General features: G+C 64.5%; 18 protein-coding genes and 1 pseudogene. 6 read left to right on the top strand and 13 right to left on the bottom strand.

Annotation, left to right across the window (positions count from 1 at the left end; all coding sequences use genetic code 11):
• Window positions 1–6: 6 nt before the first annotated feature.
• From QN239_RS32090 to QN239_RS32075, 4 genes are all read right to left on the bottom strand, one after another.
• Window positions 7–3,192, bottom strand: a complete 3,186-nt coding sequence (locus QN239_RS32090; RefSeq protein ID WP_499017259.1) for a DUF8437 domain-containing protein — start codon at window positions 3,190–3,192, stop codon at window positions 7–9.
• Window positions 3,193–3,441: 249 nt separating this feature from the next.
• A complete protein-coding gene (locus QN239_RS32085; RefSeq protein ID WP_499017258.1) occupies window positions 3,442–4,098 on the bottom strand; it encodes a hypothetical protein in 657 nt (218 codons plus the stop codon).
• Window positions 4,099–4,290: 192 nt separating this feature from the next.
• Entirely contained in the window at window positions 4,291–5,259 is a 969-nt protein-coding gene (locus tag QN239_RS32080; protein ID WP_499017257.1) for a DUF4192 domain-containing protein, read from the bottom strand.
• A 361-nt stretch (window positions 5,260–5,620) separates the two neighbouring features.
• Window positions 5,621–6,427, bottom strand: coding sequence for a DUF4262 domain-containing protein (locus QN239_RS32075; protein WP_499017256.1), 807 nt, complete (start codon window positions 6,425–6,427; stop codon window positions 5,621–5,623).
• A 280-nt stretch (window positions 6,428–6,707) separates the two neighbouring features.
• Between QN239_RS32075 and QN239_RS32070 the strand changes: the two genes are divergently transcribed.
• Window positions 6,708–6,893: a cupin domain-containing protein gene (locus tag QN239_RS32070; RefSeq protein WP_499017254.1), complete on the top strand. Its 186-nt coding sequence runs from the start codon at window positions 6,708–6,710 to the stop codon at window positions 6,891–6,893.
• A gap of 219 nt (window positions 6,894–7,112) precedes the next feature.
• Here QN239_RS32070 and QN239_RS32065 read toward each other — a convergent pair whose 3' ends face one another.
• From QN239_RS32065 to QN239_RS32045, 5 genes are all read right to left on the bottom strand, one after another.
• Window positions 7,113–9,641 carry a hypothetical protein gene (locus tag QN239_RS32065; RefSeq protein ID WP_499017253.1) on the bottom strand — a complete coding sequence of 843 codons (2,529 nt, stop codon included), beginning with the start codon at window positions 9,639–9,641 and terminating at the stop codon, window positions 7,113–7,115.
• 521 nt (window positions 9,642–10,162) lie between these two features.
• Entirely contained in the window at window positions 10,163–11,005 is an 843-nt protein-coding gene (locus QN239_RS32060; RefSeq protein ID WP_499017252.1) for a hypothetical protein, read from the bottom strand.
• Between the two features lie 101 nt (window positions 11,006–11,106).
• Window positions 11,107–11,250, bottom strand: a complete 144-nt coding sequence (locus QN239_RS32055; protein ID WP_499017251.1) for a hypothetical protein — start codon at window positions 11,248–11,250, stop codon at window positions 11,107–11,109.
• A gap of 442 nt (window positions 11,251–11,692) precedes the next feature.
• Window positions 11,693–11,947 carry a hypothetical protein gene (locus tag QN239_RS32050; protein ID WP_499017250.1) on the bottom strand — a complete coding sequence of 85 codons (255 nt, stop codon included), beginning with the start codon at window positions 11,945–11,947 and terminating at the stop codon, window positions 11,693–11,695.
• A gap of 520 nt (window positions 11,948–12,467) precedes the next feature.
• A complete protein-coding gene (locus tag QN239_RS32045; RefSeq protein ID WP_499017249.1) occupies window positions 12,468–12,662 on the bottom strand; it encodes a hypothetical protein in 195 nt (64 codons plus the stop codon).
• Window positions 12,663–12,869: 207 nt separating this feature from the next.
• On the opposite strand from QN239_RS32045, the gene QN239_RS32040 reads away from it, so the two are divergent.
• Window positions 12,870–13,094 (top strand): hypothetical protein, encoded by a 225-nt coding sequence (locus tag QN239_RS32040; RefSeq protein WP_499017248.1) that lies wholly within the window; start codon window positions 12,870–12,872, stop codon window positions 13,092–13,094.
• A 241-nt stretch (window positions 13,095–13,335) separates the two neighbouring features.
• Here QN239_RS32040 and QN239_RS32035 read toward each other — a convergent pair.
• Window positions 13,336–14,498 (bottom strand): IS3 family transposase gene (locus QN239_RS32035; RefSeq protein ID WP_499008985.1). Its coding sequence is split into 2 segments (ribosomal slippage): window positions 13,336–14,211 and window positions 14,214–14,498, totalling 1,161 coding nucleotides; the frame shifts between segments, so codons are not numbered across the junction.
• Window positions 14,499–14,593: 95 nt separating this feature from the next.
• Between QN239_RS32035 and QN239_RS32030 the strand changes: the two genes are divergently transcribed.
• Together QN239_RS32030 and QN239_RS32025 are read left to right on the top strand one after the other, a co-directional pair.
• Window positions 14,594–15,316: a nitroreductase family protein gene (locus QN239_RS32030; protein WP_499017247.1), complete on the top strand. Its 723-nt coding sequence runs from the start codon at window positions 14,594–14,596 to the stop codon at window positions 15,314–15,316.
• A 110-nt stretch (window positions 15,317–15,426) separates the two neighbouring features.
• A protein-coding gene (locus tag QN239_RS32025) for an IS3 family transposase (protein WP_499017246.1) occupies window positions 15,427–16,655 on the top strand; the annotation gives its coding sequence in 2 pieces (ribosomal slippage) (window positions 15,427–15,739 and window positions 15,739–16,655; 1,230 coding nt in all).
• Between the two features lie 325 nt (window positions 16,656–16,980).
• Here the strand turns inward: QN239_RS32025 and QN239_RS32020 are convergent.
• Complete coding sequence (locus QN239_RS32020) at window positions 16,981–18,561, bottom strand: subtype B tannase (protein WP_499017245.1); 1,581 nt, start codon at window positions 18,559–18,561, stop codon at window positions 16,981–16,983.
• A gap of 363 nt (window positions 18,562–18,924) precedes the next feature.
• On the opposite strand from QN239_RS32020, the pseudogene QN239_RS32015 reads away from it, so the two are divergent.
• A pseudogene (locus QN239_RS32015) lies at window positions 18,925–18,999 on the top strand (hypothetical protein); the annotation flags it as partial.
• 28 nt (window positions 19,000–19,027) lie between these two features.
• Here the strand turns inward: QN239_RS32015 and QN239_RS32010 are convergent.
• Window positions 19,028–19,294 carry a hypothetical protein gene (locus QN239_RS32010; protein WP_499017309.1) on the bottom strand — a complete coding sequence of 89 codons (267 nt, stop codon included), beginning with the start codon at window positions 19,292–19,294 and terminating at the stop codon, window positions 19,028–19,030.
• 190 nt (window positions 19,295–19,484) lie between these two features.
• On the opposite strand from QN239_RS32010, the gene QN239_RS32005 reads away from it, so the two are divergent.
• A protein-coding gene (locus QN239_RS32005; protein ID WP_499017244.1) for an IS3 family transposase occupies window positions 19,485–20,644 on the top strand; the annotation gives its coding sequence in 2 pieces (ribosomal slippage) (window positions 19,485–19,776 and window positions 19,776–20,644; 1,161 coding nt in all).
• A 70-nt stretch (window positions 20,645–20,714) separates the two neighbouring features.
• Here QN239_RS32005 and QN239_RS32000 read toward each other — a convergent pair.
• The gene (locus QN239_RS32000) at window positions 20,715–21,134 is read right to left on the bottom strand and encodes an HAD family hydrolase (protein ID WP_499017243.1); all 420 of its coding nucleotides are present in this window, start codon (window positions 21,132–21,134) and stop codon (window positions 20,715–20,717) included.
• Between the last annotated feature and the right edge of the window lie 14 nt (window positions 21,135–21,148).

The following is a 21,148-nucleotide window of genomic DNA, read 5'->3' as shown; positions in this document are numbered from 1 at the left end:
GCCCGCTCAGCGGTGTAATGCCGCGGCACCCGCCGAACATAACTCACACCCCAGTGACCTATGAGATAACACACTGGCGTGTCGAAATAAGCCGGCCCAACCTCCCACACCAAACACCCAACGACTGGGGTAGATAACCGCGATGGTGTTGGTGAACGGCGTTCCGGTAAGCAGGCAGGCGTGCGGGCGGTTCGGATTGGCTCGCCGCAGTAGAGACAGCTTGAGGTAGAGATCTAACGCTCGTTTGCTCGATCCGAGGCTGAAGCCCGCGGCTCGGGTTGTCACCGGCAGTCTTCGGAACTTGTCGGCTTCATCGACGATGAGGTAGTCCAGTCCAAGGCTCGTGAACGTCACGGCGTTGGGATCGTTTACCGCGCAACGCAATCGGCTCAGTCGCCCTTGCAGGGAGCGCACCGACGCGGCGATGCGCTTGCCGGTATATCCCTCGGTCCGAGCGTAGCTTTCCAACTCACTGAGCTGATCTTCTAACCATTCCCGTTCTGCACTGTCGGGCACCGGTAGCGAGGAGAACGTTTCGTGGGTCATGATCACCAGATCCCAGTCCCCAGTCGCGCAGCGTGCCACGAACCGGCGACGCGCGTCCCCGTGCAGGTCCTCACGCGACACAATCAGGAACCGACCCGCCGGCCACGCCTGGTAGCACTGACGTGTAATTTGCTCTATGAGGTGTAAAGGAACGGCTAACGCCGGTCGGTTGGCCAGCCCGAATTGTCGCAGCGTCATCGCCAAAGTTATTGTGGTGAGCGACTTTCCGAGGCCGACCTCGTGCGCGCAGAACACCGCGGGCGTTGATACGGCGCGGTCGACGAAGTCGCGTTGCCAGGGCCACAGCTCGACACCGCCGGCCAGGCCCGGAAAGGTCAGATGTGACCCGTCATGGCGGCGCAAGACGTGCGCGTTCATGGTCAGGTTGTACTGATCGACGATACGCCGCTCCCGGTCGGCGCTCTCCCATACCCACAGCGAAAACCGGCCCTGAATGGCCGCGAGCTTCTGTTCGGCAGCCTCGGTGGCGTCGGCGTTGCGTCTCTTGCGTCGGGTGTGGGATTGCTGGTCGTAGAACTCATCCCACACCACCGGCGCCGCACCGTTGAGGCCGATCTGCAGCAGCTCGAATGCATCCATGCGGTCTGTGCAGTACGCGATCCGCGCCTCCGGCGACAGCCGACCGCGCGCGGTCACCTCCCACGCCGCCAGCGGCGCAATGTGATCGACACTCACGCGGGCTCCGAACACTTCCCCACAGAAGTCGGCGATGTCACCGGCGGTGATCCACGGGGAGCCCAACTCGATACGGATGTCCTCGCGGGTCAGCCACGGCGGCTGCACCGCTTCTAGGGCGGCCACGTTGCGCTCGAATCGCGGATCCACGGCCGCCGCCCCCAGCGCCTCGCGCAGTTTCGCGCGGACGTCGCCACACAGGTAGTCCCGCGCGACCAGCGCCCGACCGTCGCGCGGATCGCGATAGACCAGCTCACCGAGGGCGGCGAAGGTGTCCTCCGGATCCGAGAAACCCAGCAGCGCGCCCACGCGGGCGAGGTCCAGGCCGCGGCCTTCACCCAGGCAGATCGCCAGCGCCTCACCGGGGGTGTCGGCGCGGGTAACGGGTTGCGGTCGCTTGTTGACCCGGTGCAGCAGGATCGGCGCCGGCGCGGCCTCCCCACTGTCCTGATCAAACGATTCCATCGCGAAGACCACCGGGGCGTCCGGGTCGCTTCTGAATCCGCCCAGGGGCGGAGTGCGCCACCCCAGCCGCGGCAGACCCGTCTCCGGGTCCGGCTTGCCCTCGGTCAGGGTGCCGCGGTTGAGCGCACCGTAGCGCTCCACATATGCCGCGTAGGCGTCCCGGCAAGCCACCCGCAGCGGTTCGATTGCCGCGTCGGGGCGATCCCAGTCGGATTCGGCGTCCAGCAGCGCCACCGCGGCATCGCGTAACCCGATCAAGGCCCGCAGTTCGGCGCTGGGCCGGTTCACCACCGTCAGTGCCCCGTCGGCGACACGCACCACCTGACCGTCCACCACGTGCAGGGACCCCTCTTTGCGGCCCTGGTCGTCGACGAGGCGGACATCGGCCAGATCTGCCGGCGCCGTGTCGGGCTCGGCGTAGGGCACCAACAGCGGCGCGACGGCGTCGAAAGCGCCGGCCACCGCGGCAGCGGGGTCGCCGGCATCCACGGCCAACGGATTGCGGTCATAGCCGGTGACCCGCATCGTGCCAGCCACCAGCTCGGGGTGGTCTCCCCAAAAGCTGCTCACCCACTCGCGTGCGTGACGCCCACCGACGACGCCCTCGACGGCTTCGCGGGCGGGCCCGTCGAGTGGACGGTGCCAGCCCTGCACGGCACTCTCATCGGCCCGCACACGCAGGATCAGCACGTCAGCGACCACGTCGGTTCCCGAGCTGCGGAAGTAGCCCGACGGCAATCGCACCGCGGCGATCAGGTCGGCGTGCTTCTCGATGCTGCTCGCCAGACCGTGAGTCGCGTCCAGTTCGTGCCGCGAGGTCACCACCACCACGTAACCGCCAGGGCGTACCGCCGTCACCGCGCGCGCCACGAAGTACTCATGCAGCGGCCCGTAGAAGCCGACCGCGCTGTCGTGCACCCGAGCCGCCGAGAACGGCACGTTACCGACCGCGGCGTCGAATCGCCGGTGCGGCAGCGACACCCGCTGCAACTCGCCGGTGACGATAGATGCACCCGGATGCAGCGCCCGTGCGACGCCCGCCGAAATCGGATCCGCTTCCACTCCGGTCAGCACGACGGGCAGATCAGCCGGCGCATACCGCAGGAACGCCCCAGCCCCACAGCCCAAGTCGAGCACCGAACCACCCGCGAAGCCGGCCGCCCGCAGCACCCCCCAGATGTGCCCCACCAACGCCGCCGGAGTGAAGAACGACGTATCGACGACACGGCCCGCCGCCCCCATCGCCTCCCCAGCGGCGTCGTCGAGCTCGTCAGCCAACTGAGCCCACGGCCCGGCCGGCTCCGCGTCGAACAACGCAGCCACCGGCCCCCAGCCGGGGAAAGCCTCGAGAATCGCACGCTGCCGGTCATCAGGAACACCGTCGCCCACCTCGGCGAGAGTCTGCGCGGCAGCAATCGCCCGCCGCGCCAACATCACGCCGCCAGCGCGCACCCGACCCGTTCGCGAAATCTCCAACGTCGACATATTCGTCTCCCCCTTCGGGAGTCCTGGGCCCGCCCGACTGGCTTGCCCTCTCGATCAACACCATACGGGGACCCACCGACAAACCGCCTCGACACTGCTCCGCACCAGTAGTAGTGAGTGGTGAAACCCGCTTGCATCCATCCGAATTCGACCCCTACCCCTCCCCTGTGCCGAGTGGGGAGGGTTGGCCGCCGCGGTGTGGTGGCCGGTGCGCATCGAAGCACCGGTCACCACACCGCTCAGTCGCGCTCAGTCCTCCTCGACGTCCACCACGTCATGCTCCTGGATCGCATCTGCCAGCAGCGAGCCGCGAAGATCCGCGATCGCCGCCGCCACCATCCGTTCGGTGACTTCCGACCCGGCCGCGTCCGCACTGTGCGACGCGACCGGAATGCGCACCCGCACGGTCACATCCACCTCGCACACGTAGTCCCGTGAACGCGGCCGCAACCCCTGCGCCATCATGAACCGGTCGAATCGCTCACACAGGTCGTTGTCGCTGGCGTACTCATGCGCCGCATCAACAATGCGCTCCAGGCGAGCCTCATGGTCCAACAGCGCCGACCGGGCCGCCGCCGCCTCGACCTGGCAACGGCGACTCACCCAGTATTCCGCCGCCAGCGCCGACGCCCACGCAGGCATCTCCCCCTCGGTCGGCACAGGATCGCCGGCCACCATCACTTCAGACACCGCGCCGGCCACCGCGACAGCGCGACCGTCCAGCCGAACCACCGCGCACTGGCGCTCCGCGCCGGCCACCGCGTTGTTCTGCACTACCGGCCAGCCGGTCACCGCACCATCCGGCAGTGGTGCACACACCACCGCACCCTCCGGCACGCCGGCAGCCAAAGCCTCCTCCACAGACCGCGACACCACGGCCACTGAACCCTCAATCACAGCAGTCACCACAACTCCCCTTTCCGGGAACCGCGGGCCGACCCCAATGGCCTGCCCTACACCAGCGATTCTACTACCCCGCACCGACACAATGACGCCGAAACCTCAACACCAACAGTCTCTTTCACCACCACCCCACCCTGTGCCGGGCGGGTGGTGGTGGGCGGCGCGCCAGAGCCCACCACCACCCCACGCACATGCCTAGACCAGCACCGCCGGCGTCAGGTTCGCGGTCAGACCACGGATCGCCTCGGGCGGCATCCCGCTCTGTAGTGCGGTATCCAGCATCACCGCCATGCGGTGCGTCGGGTTTTCGACCAACAGCGCCTCCAACCGCACCCCCGCCAACGGTCCCTCACCGCGAACGTAAGCGGCATGCGCCGCGGTGCACATGGCCTCAGCGCGGAACGGTTGTGGCAACACCCGCGCCAACTCCGACCACAACTGTTCAGCCGCCGCCGCTTCGTCGTCGCTGTGGACCAAGGTCATCGCCGCATCACGTACCCGCAGATCGGCCAACGCAGACCCGATTCGGGCCAGATCGACATCCGGCAGGACCACACCCTCACCTACACGCCGCACTGCGGCTACGACCTCGCGCACCGCCGCGGCCACATCCTCCACGGGGCCACCCGCACCGACCAGCAAGGGCGCCAACTCCGCTACCCGCGCCTGATCGACCGCGACGCTGGCCTTTAGCTCCTCACGGCTGCCGTACATCCGGTGGCCCGCCATCACCGCCGCAGCCGCAGCCACTGACGCAGCCGGATCATCGAGAACCCCAGCTTCGCCGCACTCGTCGAGGCACCACCACCGGCCTCCCGCCTCCACTCGGTCGACCACGGCCGCGTTGAGTATCTGCACTCCGCGTCGCTTCAACGCCGCGGCCAACTCGCCCACCATGTTCCGGTACTCACTCGCACACATTGCGCAGCTGGCACCCTCTTCCGACACGAACACCGCCGCCACCCCATCGGCACCGCTGCGCGCCGTGGTGTCCGCCAGCCGCTCCGGGGCCTCGGGCAATGCGGCATCACCGAGGTCCAGGCGCAACACGCACCCCAGCGCGTCCCCCTTGACTGTCACCAGCACCAATGAATCGACTGGCCGGAATCCAAGAATCGCAGCAAGATTCGCGATGACCGATCCCAACGTCTTGATTGCGTGCATTGCACTCCCCTTCCGGGAATCGAGGGCCGGTCCGACTGACCTGCCCAACACCGTGATACTAACGCAGCACACCGACAGAGAACCCCGAACAGTCAGCGGCACAACAGCATTTCCCGATCACGTCACACACCACCACACACACCCACTCTCCCACGCAGGGAGGTTCCCTTTTCGGGTGAGTGGGCCTGCCCCCAACGGCTTGCCCGTACCTCTCCAAACTACACGCCGCCACCGACGAGGAGGACAACGAAAAGCCCTCCGCGGCAACGCTTCATCGACCACCACCTCACTCCAGTGCCGGGTGGGGTGGTAGTGCGGTCGGCAAGACTTGCACGAAGCCGCCGACCACACTTCCCGCGCGTTACAACCCCAGTATCTCGTCTCGGTAATTGGTGTCCGAGGACGCCACCGCCGCCTCCCAGTCGACACCGAGCCCATCGCACAGATGCCGGAGATCCGACACCGCCGACGCGGCCTCATCGGTCAAGCTCCCGCCCGCCACACGCTGTGCGTAACCCACCAAAGCCAACGCCCCACGATTGGCACGAATGTCGTTGTCGCGCTGCGGATCATAACTTCCGCCCGGAAACTCGATCACGGACTCCCGCTCACTGAGCAGGTCGGCCAGCTCCTGAGCGGTCGACACCGGCAGCCGAGCTGCCCGGTACACCGGCCGCGCCTCCGGAGGGTTGCCGCGCACCGGCTGCTCGTCGTCACCCACCTGGGCGCCGTTCTCCCACGGCAGCAGCCCATTGGCGTCCGGCCACACCACCTGTACCGCGGCCGCGACCGACCCGTAGATCTCGCGCACCAGGTTCAGCTCCCTCGCGTCGCTCATCGCCACGGCCACCAACGCCACGTCGTCGACCAGGACACCCTCGATACGCTCACCGGTCTGCAGCGCACACTTCGACCCGACCATCCTGCGCGCCACCTCGTTGAGCAAACTATGCGCCACCCGGCCCGGCAGCCCATACACCGATAGCTCTGGCAGCCCCTGCTCCGACAGACCCACCGTGTATGCGAACGACGGTCCCAGTTGCGCCGCTGTCGCAAACACCGCGATCACCGTCCACCCGTTCGCCGCGATCTTGGCCCGCGTATCGGCAAGCACCGCCGCACGCATCGCCGACGCCTCCGGCTGCTGAGGTTGCTCGATTATTCCCATGATGAAGCCCCTTCCCTTGGGCTCAGCGGGCCCGCCCCAACGGCAGGCCCCAACACCAGGATTCTACGATCGCGCACCGACAACTCGTCGCACGCCGTCATCAGTCAACAGCAACAAATGTCGAGATGCAATGAAGATTGGCAGGACGCGCCTGGCTACTTTGACAAGTCGTCGGCGTGTCGCGAGAGCCGCTCAATGTTGCTCGACGAGCGCCCACGTCGACGACGGGGCCCTACGCGACGAGGTTGGTGCGCCGTCGCGGGGTGGGCTGGTCGTCAAGATGAGCACCATTCCGCCCAGTGGCGAGGTCGATGGCGCTTCCTATGCTCAGGCCGTGGCGAATGCCTTTGGAGTCCAGGTGGTTTCCACCGATCCAAATGTGATTCCCGGGATGCATCGAACCGACACCATCGACGTCGTCACCATCGTCGCCCGTGAAGTTGCACGCCGTTCTGAAGGCTGGTGAGACGGTACGCGCTCGGCGGTAGGTCGCTTGATCACGCTCCGTCGCGGAGTTGACACGTTGTCGAGCGGCGGTCGGTGCCGCTGCTCACTGTGACAGCGGCTTCACCTCGAGTAACGGCGGCCACCTGCAAAACGCAACAGCAGAATAGTGGTCACATCTCTGGCTGGAGTCGAGTCAGGTCACCTGCGCATGCCGTTTGGCGCTCCGCAGAGCGAATTGCTAGCGATACAAATGTATTTCGTCGGCTTGGTAGCCAAGCAGACCCGCGATGACGTTGTGGTTTGTTCCTCCTACAAAATCGGACCGATCCGCGCCGGCACCGAATGCCCGCTCGAACAGTTCGTTTGGAGATGCAACGTTCGGATCGTTAACGAAGTGGACGTCGACATCGCTGGGATCTCCAAAGGGATAGGCGGCTGCAGCCATCTGTCCTCCCCATCGACGTGGGTTCCCAACAACTTGCAGTGCGACACGCAGGCCACGTTCAACGCGGTGGCCCCGACTGCCGCCGATCGTCAAGGTCTCTGACATACTCCGCGCTAATGCAGCGTCGCGTTGATGAGCGGCAGTGATGAGGTCCCACAGATCGGTTTGCTCGAAATGGACACGGCGGGCAGACTGTTGAGCGTTAAACCGCCGGGCTTTGCGATGCAGTTGGCCAAGGGCGTCGACGACGGGATCCTCAATAAGTGGGCCGTTGCGGACCTGCACGGTGAAATTGCGGATCCGCTGGCCCGCCTCAAGGCCCAGGGCCGCGCGAACCCGGGAGAACATGTATGGATCAGAGGTACTGATGTCCTCAGCCACTGCGGGATCGAGTTCGATCACCGCTTCGGTCCCACACAGTTCGATCCAATACATACGCTCACCGAGATCGGCGACGCCGACCCCAACCGGCAGGTCGAGTTCGAGCGCGTCTCGCTCCAGTTCGGTCGCGGCGTTGCGCACCAGGCGTAGACAATCAACTTGCCGACGCGCGAACTCGCCGGTTAACAACGCCTGATCGTTCTGCAGCCTCCACGTCGTCCCCTGACGATTGGTCTCCACTGCCAAACCTGTCGCAAGCCAAACGCTTTTCAAGAAGCGTCCGGAAGGAATACATACACTGGGGTCGAGGAAGAGTTTCTCGACAGTGAGCAGCCGGCCCGCGGACCGGGCACCATCGACCGTGAGTGCGTGTGCTTCCGCGGCAGCGCGGTTTTCTCGGGTGTTGAAAATGGCAGCTACACTGATGGGCTGATCACCCAGCCGAAGTCGGATGCCAAGCATCGGCTCACGAAGCCAGGAGCGTCTTAGCGCTGCCCAGGAGATCAGGTCCAGAGTGTCCACCTGATCGGCGCCGATGATCATGAAGGTCGATTCGAGCCGCACCTCTTCGAGGTGACTTCGTGCGACCATGGCCGCGACCTTTGGGATCGCTGGCCGGCTGAGCACCATCTGGAAACGCCCGTGCAAGACGACTTCCACTGCCGGGTCGATCGCGGCGATCTCGACCCGTTGACCTTCGGTGACCGGTTCCCCCGGCTCTATGGGGCGGTTCTGCACCATCACGAACTTCTGATCGACCACCGCCGCCAACGCGTCGATCGCACCGTCGCCGGCACCAAACGTCGATTGCGCGTGAGCCACTACGCTGTCGGCGGGCGCGATGAAGGTTTCGTTGTCGGAAACCAGTTCCATTGTTGCGGCGATGATTGCCAATTCGTCACGTCCGAATCCGACGGCAGCATGGAGGCTTTGATCTGCCGCCAGTCGCTCGGATGCCAGCGGTGCAAGCTTGGCCAACGGCACAGCAAGGCCTGAATCGATGCCACCCCCGCGTGCCATGTGCTCTGCAAGAAGGACTTCGAAAGCTTCCTGGCCCACCTCGATGCGCTCGGCGGCGGACATCACACTGTTCCATATGTGTTCGCGACGCATCTCGTGGAACCACAGCTGACGGTCACGTGCGACGGTCAGAATCCGCGCATCCTCCAACTCGGCACGCAGCGTTCCCCATTGGACGGCTGTGACGCCGAGGTAAGGGGCGATTTTCTCGTCATCGATCGGCTCAACAAACACGGACAGGCGTCGCGCGGCAGCATTCGCAGTGGAAGACAGCCGCAGCAACGCGGCGTTCAGCACGTTCACGAACACGTCCGGCGGCGTGTACTCGTCGATTGGCTGCCTGGCACGCAAATGCGGGATAAGGCCCTCAATCAGGAGCGGATAACCATTGGTCAGTTCCCAAGCCCGATCGGTGAACGAGACGTCAATCCGTTCGGCGCGCAACCAGTCGGTTATCTGTTCTTGCGACATGCCATCCAGCAGAACAGTCGAACACCCCGCCTCGTTGAGGAGTTGGATGCCATCGCGGTTCAAGGCTGAGGCGTTCGACCACGCTACGACGATCTTGATTCGCTGTGGAGGATTCGTGGTGATTGACGCCAAGATGCGGCGGTCGTCGTCGCTGAGACGGTTGCCCTCATCGAGGGCTAAGACAATATCGCGATCGAGCACTTCCGCGGTTTTCTCTGCCAGCGCCATAATCACATTCAAAACGCCGGCATCGGTGCGTGACCTGATGTCGCGCCGGAGTTCCTCGTCCGGCGGGGTACGGAACCTGTGAAAAAAATCGGTGACCGCTGCACCCACGTCCGACCCAACCCTCACCCCGATGCGCGCTTTGGCCATCGCCAGCAGCTCCCTCGCAACCGCCTTCGCCAAATCCCGACCGATCGCGACGACTGTGGCTACGGCGGCGTCCACAAGCTGGTCACCCAAACGTCTCCAGGCCGAACGTTCCTGTACAACAAGGGATATCGCGTCCGCCAGGCTTGTCAGCAGTGCATTCTGCAACGCCCCGCTATCAAATCCACACACAACAGGAGCAGGGCAGGCTAGTCCGCTTTCCTCTCGATCTTGACTCGCCCGCAGAACGGCAGTCTTTCCTGTGCCGGAATCGCCGATCAGCAGTACAACGGGCGCAGTCGCGTTTCGCAGGGCCTCTACCTCTGGCCTCTCCGAGCGAGCGGCGCTGCTTCGCGAAGTAGTCATCGCACCGCCGACATCAACCTGCGAAGCGGCATGGAGCGCCTCCAAAACTAAGTGACCCCGGCTACCCACACGGCCGTACAGGGAGCTCGCACCATTATCCCGCCCCCTGCCGTCAGATCGGCGAGCTGCAGGGTGTGTCTTCGATCATCGGGCTCGCGGCGTCTTGCTATTTGCTCACCCACTCCCCATCCCTGTGCCGGGGGGGGTGGGTGAGCGGGCCGGCCGAGGTGTTATCAGTCAGCGACTGCGATGCGCACCGACCGGCCGGCGGACTCCAGTTCATAGGCACGGCGCGCGGCGGCCACCCGATGCACCCGCCGTGGAAAGACCGTCCCGTCGCGCTTGGTTCGAGCGTGCGGGTAGGCCCGCTCGAATACCTCCGGATCGTCGATCATCACCACGACGCTGACACCGTCGACCTCGGTGACGTCGAGCTGGCCGGCGCTCTCGACGATGAAGTCGTCAACGGCCTGTAGCTCGGCTACCAGCCCAGCCGGCGGCGCCGCGGTGCTGCGCTCGAACTTGGCGTACTTCTTGGCGTCGATACCCAGCAGCCGTGCTGTCTCTTCCTTCAGCAAGCCGGCCGCCAGACGGCGCACGGTCAGGTCACCGCGCTGCTCGCCGCGGTACACCTGCACGTCACGGCGATCCCGGCTCAGCTGCGCCGCGGCGCGACCGACCGCGACGTGCTGCAGCGACATCGGGTAGGGAACGAGGTCCCGAACCGTCCGAGCATCAGGATGAGCGTCCTCGAATTCGGTCTGGTCGACGACGGCGTGCAGCACCACGATGCCGTCAGCCGGCGCGGCGGCGAGTAGTCGCGCGACCTCGCCGTCGACGAACTCCTCCATAGCGATCAGCTCGTCGACGAGGTCCGGGCCCACCTCCAGTGCACCGGTCTCCCTCGACCGGTACTTGCGCAGATCGACCCGTAGCACCGGCACAAGGTCCTCGACCCGCAAGCTCAGCGCGTTGCGTCGAGCGATCAGGTCCGACCACAAGTAGGGCGGCTCGTCGATGTCGTCCTCCTGGATGTAGCTAGCGGCGGGCGACAGACCCACCAGTCCTACGGTCATGATTCCTTCTCCCTTCCGGAGATGTCGGGCCGACCCGTGTTGGCCTGCCCTTCCGTCTCGATAGTACCGCCGAAGTGCGCCGCCGCGCTTCACCCGCAGGGTTACGGTGGCGATCGGTCCCACACGACCGCGACGAGTACACCCGACCAACCCGCCAGCACATGTCCGGTGCCGACCTCGATACGCGCCCACCGCCAGGTCTCCGGCCCGGTGCTCTCGTGCAGGCCCACCACCAAGGCGCCCACCCGGAACTCCCACCCCCGGTTGAGCTACCAGCGGATCCACCTACTGAAGGCGGCCTTCCTGACAGCTGCGATGTCCGCGGCGACGAACCCGTCGAACCGAACAGACCGCTGGACCGCGCGGTGTCCTTGCAGCGACATGACCGAGTCAACCCTGATCTGCAGCTTGGCGACACCGGGGCCGGTGAGCTGGCGGTAGAGAGATTCGGCTCGATTCCATGGCCGGCCATGCACTCGAAGACGTACGAGCGCTGCCAGTCCCAGATCGGCCCGTAGGTGATCGTGCCGCTAGCTCGCCGCACGACGCCTCCGGCTTGAGCGCGTACCTGCCCGCGTGAACTTTGATGCCGGGCAGAGGTTTCAGCGGCCAGGCAGCGACGGCCTGGCGTGTACGAATCGATATCGCGCAGCAACGCCGGTCCAATAGTGGACGTTGCACGCCTAACTAGCGCGGATTCCCATTACTGCCGAGGGGCATTTTGGTGTGGCGCGCCCAAACTCGTGGGCGCATCTTTTCCCTGCTGCTCACCTCATCCTGTGAATCGATCTGCAGCTCCGCGGCAGTGATCCCGCGCCTCTTGAACCCGTCAATCAGATCGATCACAAAGGCACCGCCAAAGATCAGCCCCACCAGTGCGAGGCAGGATATCGCGATCAGCAAAAACACATCTGGAAGGTGAAACCACTGTTCAGTAGTCATCACTACCCTCCTTTCGGCCATACCATCGCAGCCTGCACCTCGCCCGATACCAGTCCCGAATTCTACTCGCGTTCGGGCTCACAAGAACCGTTCCCGCTGCGGCCCTTGCTGTCGCGAGGTAGAGGCGCTTCACACCTCGACGCATACCCGCCATCGAACCAGCTCCGCCGGGCGCCACGTCCAACTGCCACGTACTGCAGCGATGTCGGTGAGGGTCTCTTCTCCCTACCCGACCTGTCGGGCCGACCTCGTTCACCCATCCGTGAGGATCAAACTCTCGACGTGACGCGGCCCACCAGGGGTGAAAAGTAAGCCACCGGCCGCATCACCCTCCGATGGCTGGGGCGCGTCATGCTCAGCAGGGGACCCGTAAAGCGTTGCCAGACATAGTCCTCGGCCCAGCATCTTCAACCGCAAGCTCTATGCTCTCGGCTTCGACCACAACAGTTTCGTTTGGCCTCCAGAGGTCGGTCCCGCTGTGGCGTGGGTGCCGTCGAGCCCTACGCCACAGCGGGTACCTCTACCTGTCAGCCTGTTCGAGCTCCGAGGCGACGAATCGCACCGAAATCCCGGATAGGGCCTCCGTGGAGGCATCGACGCGACGAATATCGCGCAGCGCGCCCTGAACACCCACCACCTGGCACAACGAACCTTCAAGGCCTTCTGCACCAGAGACGCCTTCGCGGACTTTGACATAGGAACCAACGCCGAACATCGCTACTCCCCTTTACGGGAATCAGCGCTCTCCTCATTTGGCTTGCCCTACACAGCCGACATTAGCATCGGCCACCGACAACGGAGACGGCCATCTCGTGAGATGCGACGAGGCGCCGACATCTTTATGTTCGTCTCGCCAGCCTCAGTCGGTGAACTGCCGCCAAGCGTCCCGGCAGTGTCACGCGCTTCGCTAGGCTCAGTTCTCGTGACTGTAGACGACATGCTCAATTTCGTTGGGGCTCACCCGCAAATGTCCGTCGGGATCCTGGTTGGCGTCGTCTTCACCTTCATGGTTCACGCAATCCGCCGTATCAAACGGCTCATCACATCTGCCGTTATCATGGCGGTCTGCGGTGGCGGGGTTGCCAGCGCGGGCGCCACCGACTCAGCTGCACAGTTCGCCCACAGCATCCTCATGCATTTGCACTGACAGCGGCGAGGCTCACCGTTCTCGTGGTAGTGACATGCGTGGACTCGCCTCAGCACCAAGCAATTAACGGCACAACGCATGGCACTACCACGCAGACAGCCGTATAGAAATTAGCCAGTGCCGAAAGTTACACACCCCCAGAGACGCCGTCTCCGATGACACATGCGAACAGGCCGCGTGGGCGGCGGATGACCCTCCACATTGCATACGGGTCTGCTGCACGATCAGGTGACAGTTGCGGTCACGCAGCCTGACTGGCCGGTGTGGTCATACTCGCTTCGTATTCGATCGGGGTCAAGCGCCCGAGGCCGGCCTGGCGTCGGCGTCGGTGGTAGGTCCGTTCGATCCAGGTGACGATGGCGATCCTCAACTCCTCGCGGGTGGCCCAGCGGCGGCGATCGAGCACGTTCTTCTGTAGGAGGCTGAAGAAGCTCTCCATGGCCGCATTGTCGCCGGCGGCACCGACGCGGCCCATCGAGCCGACCATGTCGTAACGACCCAAGGCGTGAACGAACTTTCGGCTTCGAAATTGACTGCCGCGGTCGCTGTGCAGAATGCAACCGGCCACTCCACCTCGTCGTGCAACCGCACTACTGAGCGCGGTCGTGGCCAACCGGGATTTCATCCGGGAGTCGATCGAGTATCCGACAATGCGGTTGGAGAACACGTCCTTGATTGCGCACAGGTAGAGCTTGCCTTCGCCGGTCCGGTGTTCGGTGATATCGCTGAGCCACAACTGATTTGGTGCATCTGCTGTGAAGTCGCGCTCGACGAGATCGTCGTGCACCGGCGGCCCGACTTTGCCGTTCTTGCCGCGCTTCTTGCCGAACACGCTCCACAACCGATTCTGCGAGCAGATGCGCCAAGCGGTCCGCTCGGCCATCGGCTCACCAGCATCGCGGGCCTCTTCGACCAGGTAGCGATACCCGAACTCCGGATCGTCGCGGTGGGCGTCGAACAGGGCGTTGGCGCGGTAGGCCTCGACGAGTTCGGCGTCAGTGATCGGCTGGTCCAGCCAGCGGTAATAGGGCTGGCGGGCGAGCTTAAGTACCCGGCACGTCACCGCGACGGGAATCCCGTCGGCGGCGAGCTCCTTCACGAGCGGGTAGACCCTTTTCCCGGCAGATTGGCCTGCGACAAATACGCGGTCGCCCGGCGCAGGACCTCGTTTTCCTGCTCCAACAACTTGATCCGCCGCCGCGCATCCCGCAGCTCCGCAGACTCGCCGGTGCTCTTCCCGGGCTTGGTGCCCTCATCGATATCGGCTTGGCGAATCCACTTGTGCAGCGTCATCGGGTGCACACCGAAATCAGTAGCGATCTGCTCGATCGTCACACCGTCATCGCGGTTACGAGCGACCCGCACAACATCGTCACGGAACTCTCGGGGGTAGGGCCTGGGCACAAGGACATCCTTCCAGCTCACCCGTCCCGGGCAAGCCAACTCAGATGTCACCTATTCGTGCAGCAGACCCTACTGGGGCGCTGCACGAACCCATGATGGCCCGAGTCACCAATCGCCACCACGGAACAGCCAAACCTCTCGACATCGACACCATCACCGCCCTCACGATCACCGCGGAGGCGCATCAGGGCCGACTCCACCTCATCACGACGAAAGACGAGCTCGACCGAGCGGCAAACATTCTGGCCGCAGCGGACCGCATCCGGTTCCTCACCCCACACCTCCACACCGAGATGATCGGCGAGCTTCGATGGCCCGGCGATCCCGACCCCGACGCGGGAATCGACGTGCGCAGTCTCGAATTCGACGACGGCGACATGGCCGTGCTCGGAGTACTTCGTCGCCCAGACGTCATGGCCCACCTAGCGCAGTGGAACGCCGGCTCCGCACTCGGCGATGACATGAGAGACCGCGTCCTGGCCAGCTCCGCGCTGGCCATCATTACAGTGCACGGACAGACGTTGACCGACTATGCCCACGGAGGCGCGGCGGTCGAGGCAGTGTGGATCGCCGCGCAACAACGCGGGTGGGGCGTACAACCAGTCTCACCGGTGTTCCTCTACGCTCACACTCCAGCCGAGATAGCCGCACTCTCGAAGCCCTTTGCCGACGAATTATCCCAGCTTCAATCGGATTTCAACGCCTTGGTGCACGTGGACGCCGAAGACTCGATAGCACTAGTCCTGCGGCTAGCTATCACACCGCCGCCATCGGTGCCCAGCAGACGAAGCACCCACCGGGTCGTACTTGAACCGTAGCGATAAACGGCGGCCAACTTCATCGCCCACACCATCACGGGTCCTGACCCCAGGTGTTGGACACGCTGAATCCCGCAAGATTGGCGGGGGAAGCGAGATGATCCATCACGATGGCAAGGAAAAATTACCCGGACGAGTTCAAACGGGACGCGGTGGCGCTGTACCGAGACACTGAAGGCGCGACGATCACCCAGATCGCCGACGAACTCGGCATCAGTGGGGTGACGCTGTCGGCCTGGCGCAAGGCGGCCGGGGTGCCGATTCGGCATCGCAACCCCACCACTGGTGCCGCACCGGTATCGAGCGCAGAAACTGCTGACCAGGAGCTGGCCCGGCGACGTGCCGAAGTAGGGCAGCTACGTGCGGACAAGACCCGGTTGTCCATCGAGCGCGACATTCTGCTTTCGGCGGCCAAATATTTCGCCGGGGAGACGAACTGGTGAGCCGCTTCCAGTTCGTCGCCGACCACCTCGACACCTACCCGGTGAAGTGGCTGTGCGCGATCGTCGATATCGCGCGTTCCTCGTTCTACGCCTGGCTTGCTGGTGCCGATGGCCGCGCCGCCCGCGAAGCGGCTGACCAGGAACTGGCCGAACGGATCCGTACCATCCATGAGGCGGACAATACCTACGGGGCGCCGCGGATCAGCGCTGAACTCAACGACGGCGTGCCCGAGCAGGAGCGGGTCAACCACAAACGGGTGGCGCGGGTGATGTGGGCGGCCAAGATCGCCGGCTACCGACGCCGCCGCCGGGTGAAGACCACCACACCGGATCCGGCCAACCAGAAGGTCCCGGACCTGTTCAACCGGGACTTCACCGCAGCGGCACCCAACGAAAAGTACCTCAGAGACCTCACCTACCTGCCCTTGGCGGCCGGGTCGAATCTGTATCTCGCGACGGTGATCGATTACTTCTCCGGCCTAGTGGCGGGGTGGGCGATCGCTGAGCACATGCGCACCGAACTCGTCGAGGATGCCCTCATCGCCGCCGAAGCGATGCGAGGTTCACTGGCGGGTGCTGTGTTCCATTCGGATCACGGAAGTGATTACACCTCAACCAATTTCGCGACACTCTCCGCAGATCTGGGCGTCACCCAGTCTATGGGCGGGATCGGGTCAAGTGCCGATAACGCGCTCGCCGAATCGTTCAACGCCAGCCTCAGACGCGAGATCCTGCAGGACCGCAGCCAGTCGCTCAACGCTGCTACCTGCCGCCGCGAAGTGTTCCGATGGCTGGTCCGCTGCAACCTGAAACGGAGGCACTCCCGCTGCCGCTATTCCAGCCCGGCCAGCTACGAAAACACCCGCACATTCGCTACGCTGCCAGAAACTGCTTAATCCAAATCCCTTGTCCACCAACCGGGGTCAAGCCCCACCGCCCTCGACGCTGGCCTGGCCTTCGGCATCACCTATCGCGACGTCGGGTCGGGCGTCACCGCCCCCTTCGGCGCTCTGAACCCTATCCGGGAAGCCTGCACCTGCCACACGCGGTGACACCGGCACCGGCACTACCCATGGCCGAGCAACTCGCCACCACCAAACTGGGGCACGCACATAGCCCTCGACGAAGCAGCACAGAGCGGAGGCGAGGTTGGAGAACCGCGGAAAAGTGCTCGAGCGGTTCTTGCCACACAATCCCGACGATCGCGATAGCGTCGCGCAGCTAGGCGGCGATCTTGGCGACCCAGCTGATGAAGTCCGCGGCGTCGGTGTTCGAGCCGTGTCCCTCGTCCCAGTACATCAGGTGGCTGACGTCGTCGCCGAGGTTGTCCAGGCCGGCGGCCAGGTTGGCCGAGACGATGAGTGCGGTGTCGGTGTCCTTGGTACCGAGGCGAATCCACCAGTGCTTCGCCCGGTTCTCGTTGCGCCGGCCGATGAAGTACATCGGATTCATCAGGTTCAGCAACCCGGGGATGTCGGCGTCGAGCGTCCGGTTGGTGAGGCCGGTGGTGTTGCGGTCGAGGCTGAACTGAGTGAAGTGCCGACTCTCGGTCATGCCCGTGCCGAATTCGTTGTTCTCCGGAGCTGACAGGTCGAACGAGTCGAACGCCGGCGCCGACTTACGCCGGGGCCCCACGTGGGCGAGAAAGCCGTCCCAGGTGAACGATGCGGCTCCGTTCGACCAGGTGATGCCGGGATTGGCCGCCAGATAGGTGGTCCGGTCGGCATCCGGCAGGCCCGCCAGGTACCTAGTGGCCGACGGCTGCAGGTAGCTCCGTAGCAAGTAGTCGGCATAGTTTTCCGCGGTCAGCGGACCAAAATTGTTGCGGCCCAGAAGTTTCAGGCTGTCCTGATACTGAGCGAACTGGTCTCGCAGCGCCTTGGAAAGGCTCTGGTCGACCACCTTGCCGGTGCCATCGTTGACGTTGGCGCCCCAGTTCCATTCGTAGGCACCGTCTGCGTGCTCCAGATCCGTTATGGGGCACCAGCTTCCGCTAGCGAAGATGGCATCGCTGGCGTCGGCCGCACCGAGTTCGGTGAAGTACTTGGCATACTCCGGGCTGTCACCCGACGCACCCAGCAGTGCCGACAGTGCCCCACCGGCGCTGATGCCCGTCGAGACGATGCGATCGACGTTCCCCGGAACCCGGCCCTTATTGAAGCGCAGGTAGCGCACCGCGGACTTGAGGTCGACGATGGCGGCGGGCGCGGTGCCGTAGTAGACGCCCTTGGCGTCGGTCAGAGTGCGACCGCGGCAGCCTGGTTCGACCACGACGTAGCCGGCGGCCAGCGCCAGCTTCGGGAGGCTGACCTGCTTGCCCCCGCCGCCCTGCATGGCATTGCTGCCGGAGGGTGCCCCTCCCGGCGCGGCGCCGCTGGGCGGGGCGAGGGGACCCATCTCCATCGCCGCCCCGCCGACGCCGGTCGCGTCCTTGACCGATGCGGGCATGTAGCCGCCGACCGCGTTGGCGAACAGCACGGGGGCGTTGGTGACGTCGACGGGCTTTCCGTCGATGGTGACGGGGACGCTGATCACCAGACTCTGGTGGTCCGTGTCCACGGGTTTCGCCACGTAGGTCAGCGGCCCGTAGAAGCGGTAGACCACCACCTTGTCACCGGAGTCGGTGGTGATCGTCACGGTCTTCTCGGCGTAGGTGTCCTTGTCGAAGACCAGAGGACCCGACGGGGCAGGCGAGCCGGCGCTCGACTGCTGCGAACCCGACGAGCACGCCGCGATCGCCGTGACCCCGGCCAGCGCACCTAAACCGATCACGAACGATCGCCGGTTCACCGACCGCGACATCGGAAATATGCTCACGCCTGGCCGGCCGGTTGGGTCGTGGGGTCACTCCGGGTCATCGTTCAACTCCCTTTGGTCGTGGTGATTCCGCACGACCCGTTCGTCGTGCGACCTCGACAGTAACAACGCGCAATAGGCGGGCCCTATGGGCAACCTGGGTTAGGGCTGTGTACGGGTGACAAGTGGGCAACTGTAACGGCGACGAGCACTCAGCTCATGTGGTCACTGCACAACTCGAAGGGGCCTACCGCAGAATCGAGTCGCGAATACCGGCGATGTTGTAGGCGACTTTCCAGGTGACCATGTGTGCGTCGGCACCTCTGCCGGTGGCGGCAGGCAGGAACATGACGCAGTCGGGCGCGCTTCGTGGCCAGGGTTCGCCAGAGCCAGGCGTCGTATCCGATCTACCTGGTGCCCGAGTTCGCTGACATAACCCTTTTCGAGTTCGTAGGCATCGACGGCCAGACGATCATCGCCGCAGCCCCGAGCGAGCTGCCCCGGCTTCGCCGGCCGCCGCAACCAGCCTCCGCGGCAGGGGGATGCCGATGTGCCCCGACACCGCCGCAGCGGCGCCGGGGCACTGTGGGCCGCCGTCGGGGACCAGCCGCGGATCAGAAGGTCGGAGACCAGCTTCGTCGGCGATCCCGCCGACGAAGTCGTAGACCGCGGGCAGCACGGCGACGAAGCCGGCCTTGAGGATCGGGGCGAAGGCGACCGTGGAGAAGTGACGAGTCATGATGAGAACTAGGCGATTTGGCGTTGTTCGGCGATGGGTTCGGTGGCGGCGTGTCTGGTGGCGATGACTTCGCGCAGCTCAGCCATGGAGGCCTCGGGCAGGTAGCGGCGGGTGACCTGCCACGGGACTGCCCCCGGTTTGGTTGACTCCTGACCTGTGAGGATTCGTCCTTGCTGGAAGGATCAACCTCGTGCCAACACCGTTTCCTGCCGAGTTCCGCGCCGACGTCATCGCCGTGGCCCGCAAGGGCGAGGCGCCCCTGCGTCAGATCGCGAAGGATTTCGGAATCTCGGAGGCCTGCCTGCACCGCTGGCTCAAGATCGCCGACCGCGAGGACGGCCGCAGCCAGCCCACGTCACCGACCAATGCTGACGATATGGCTGCGCAGCTGCGCGAAGCACATAAGCGGATCAAACTCCTCGAGCAGGAAGCGGAGGTGATGCGCCGCGCGGTCGGATACTTGTCGCGGGACGCCAACCCAAAATGATGTACCCGCTGGTCCTCGACCTTGCCGATGACGGCGTGCCCGTCACGGTGACCTGCCGGGTCCTGGGATTCTCCACCCAGGCGTTCTACAAGTGGCGTAAAGCACCGCTTTCTCAGCGTGATTGGGACGATGCGCACCTGATCAACGCCGCCCGCGACATCCACGCCGATGACCCCGCCTTCGGGTACCGGTTCATCGCTGATGAGTTGCCCGGGCGTGGGATCACCGCCGGCGAGAACCGCGTCGGACGGCTGTGCTCGCAGGAACGAATCTGGTCGATCTTCGCCAAGAAGCGTGGACTGAACCGCCGATCCGGACCACCAGTACACGACGACCTCGTGCAACGTCAGTTCAGCGCCCAGGCCGCCAACCAGGTCTGGCTGGCCGACATCACCGAACACCGCACCGACGAAGGCAAGCTCTACCTCTGCGCCATCAAAGACGTCTACTCCAACCGAATCGTCGGCTACTCGATCGACTCCCGCATGAAGTCCTCACTGGCGGTGGCCGCCTTGACCAACGCCGTGGCCTTGCGTTCGCCCGTTTCGACGATTGTCCACTCCGACAGAGGCAGCCAATTTCGATCTCGCAAGTTCGTCCACGCTTTGTCACACAACGGATTACACGGATCGATGGGACGAGTCGGAGCGTGCGGTGACAATGCCGCAATGGAGTCGTTCTTCGCCCTGCTGCAACGTAACGTGCTCGACCGACGACGATGGTCCACCCGCGCCGAACTACGCCTGGCGATCGTGTCCTGGATCGAGCGGACCTACCACCGCCGCCGCCGGCAACGCGCACTCGGCAAGCTCACCCCGATAGAGTTCGAACTGCTCCACACACCAGTTGCAACCGCGGCCTGAAATTCACACCCCGCGAGTCAACTGAACTCGGGGCAGTCCCTTGCGTCATGAATGAGTTCACCGACGGCAATCAGTTGTTGCCGAAGTACACCTGCCAGCAGTGGAGTGAGGATAAGGCCGAAGTCCACCTAGTGGCGGACAACCCGCTCATTGGAGGCTGAGATACAGGCCCGTTGGTCACAACCACCGGCACCCATCCCGCAGTTCGTGCCCGTGCCAACGCCAACGGAACGTTAGCGTCGAGCACCAGGTCATCGGCCATCCCCAAGTTCAAATCGGCTCGCACTGAAGCGAACACCGCATCGTCGAGGGAGTACTCAGCACGAATGCGGTCCGCCAGCCGGTCGCGTGGCTCATACCCATCAGCGTCGGCGGCGACAAACCATTCGACATCACCGCCATGCATCGCGGTGAACCGCCGAGCCCACCTCAAGAAAGCCGCAGCACAGTCAACCAAGGTGTTGTCCAAGTCCAACAACAACAGCGGCATCGTCTGAGTGTCAC

The organism is Mycolicibacterium sp. Y3 (genome assembly GCF_051188035.1).
Lineage (GTDB): Bacteria > Actinomycetota > Actinomycetes > Mycobacteriales > Mycobacteriaceae > Mycobacterium > Mycobacterium fluoranthenivorans.
This window is presented reverse-complemented; position numbering and strand designations above follow the sequence as displayed.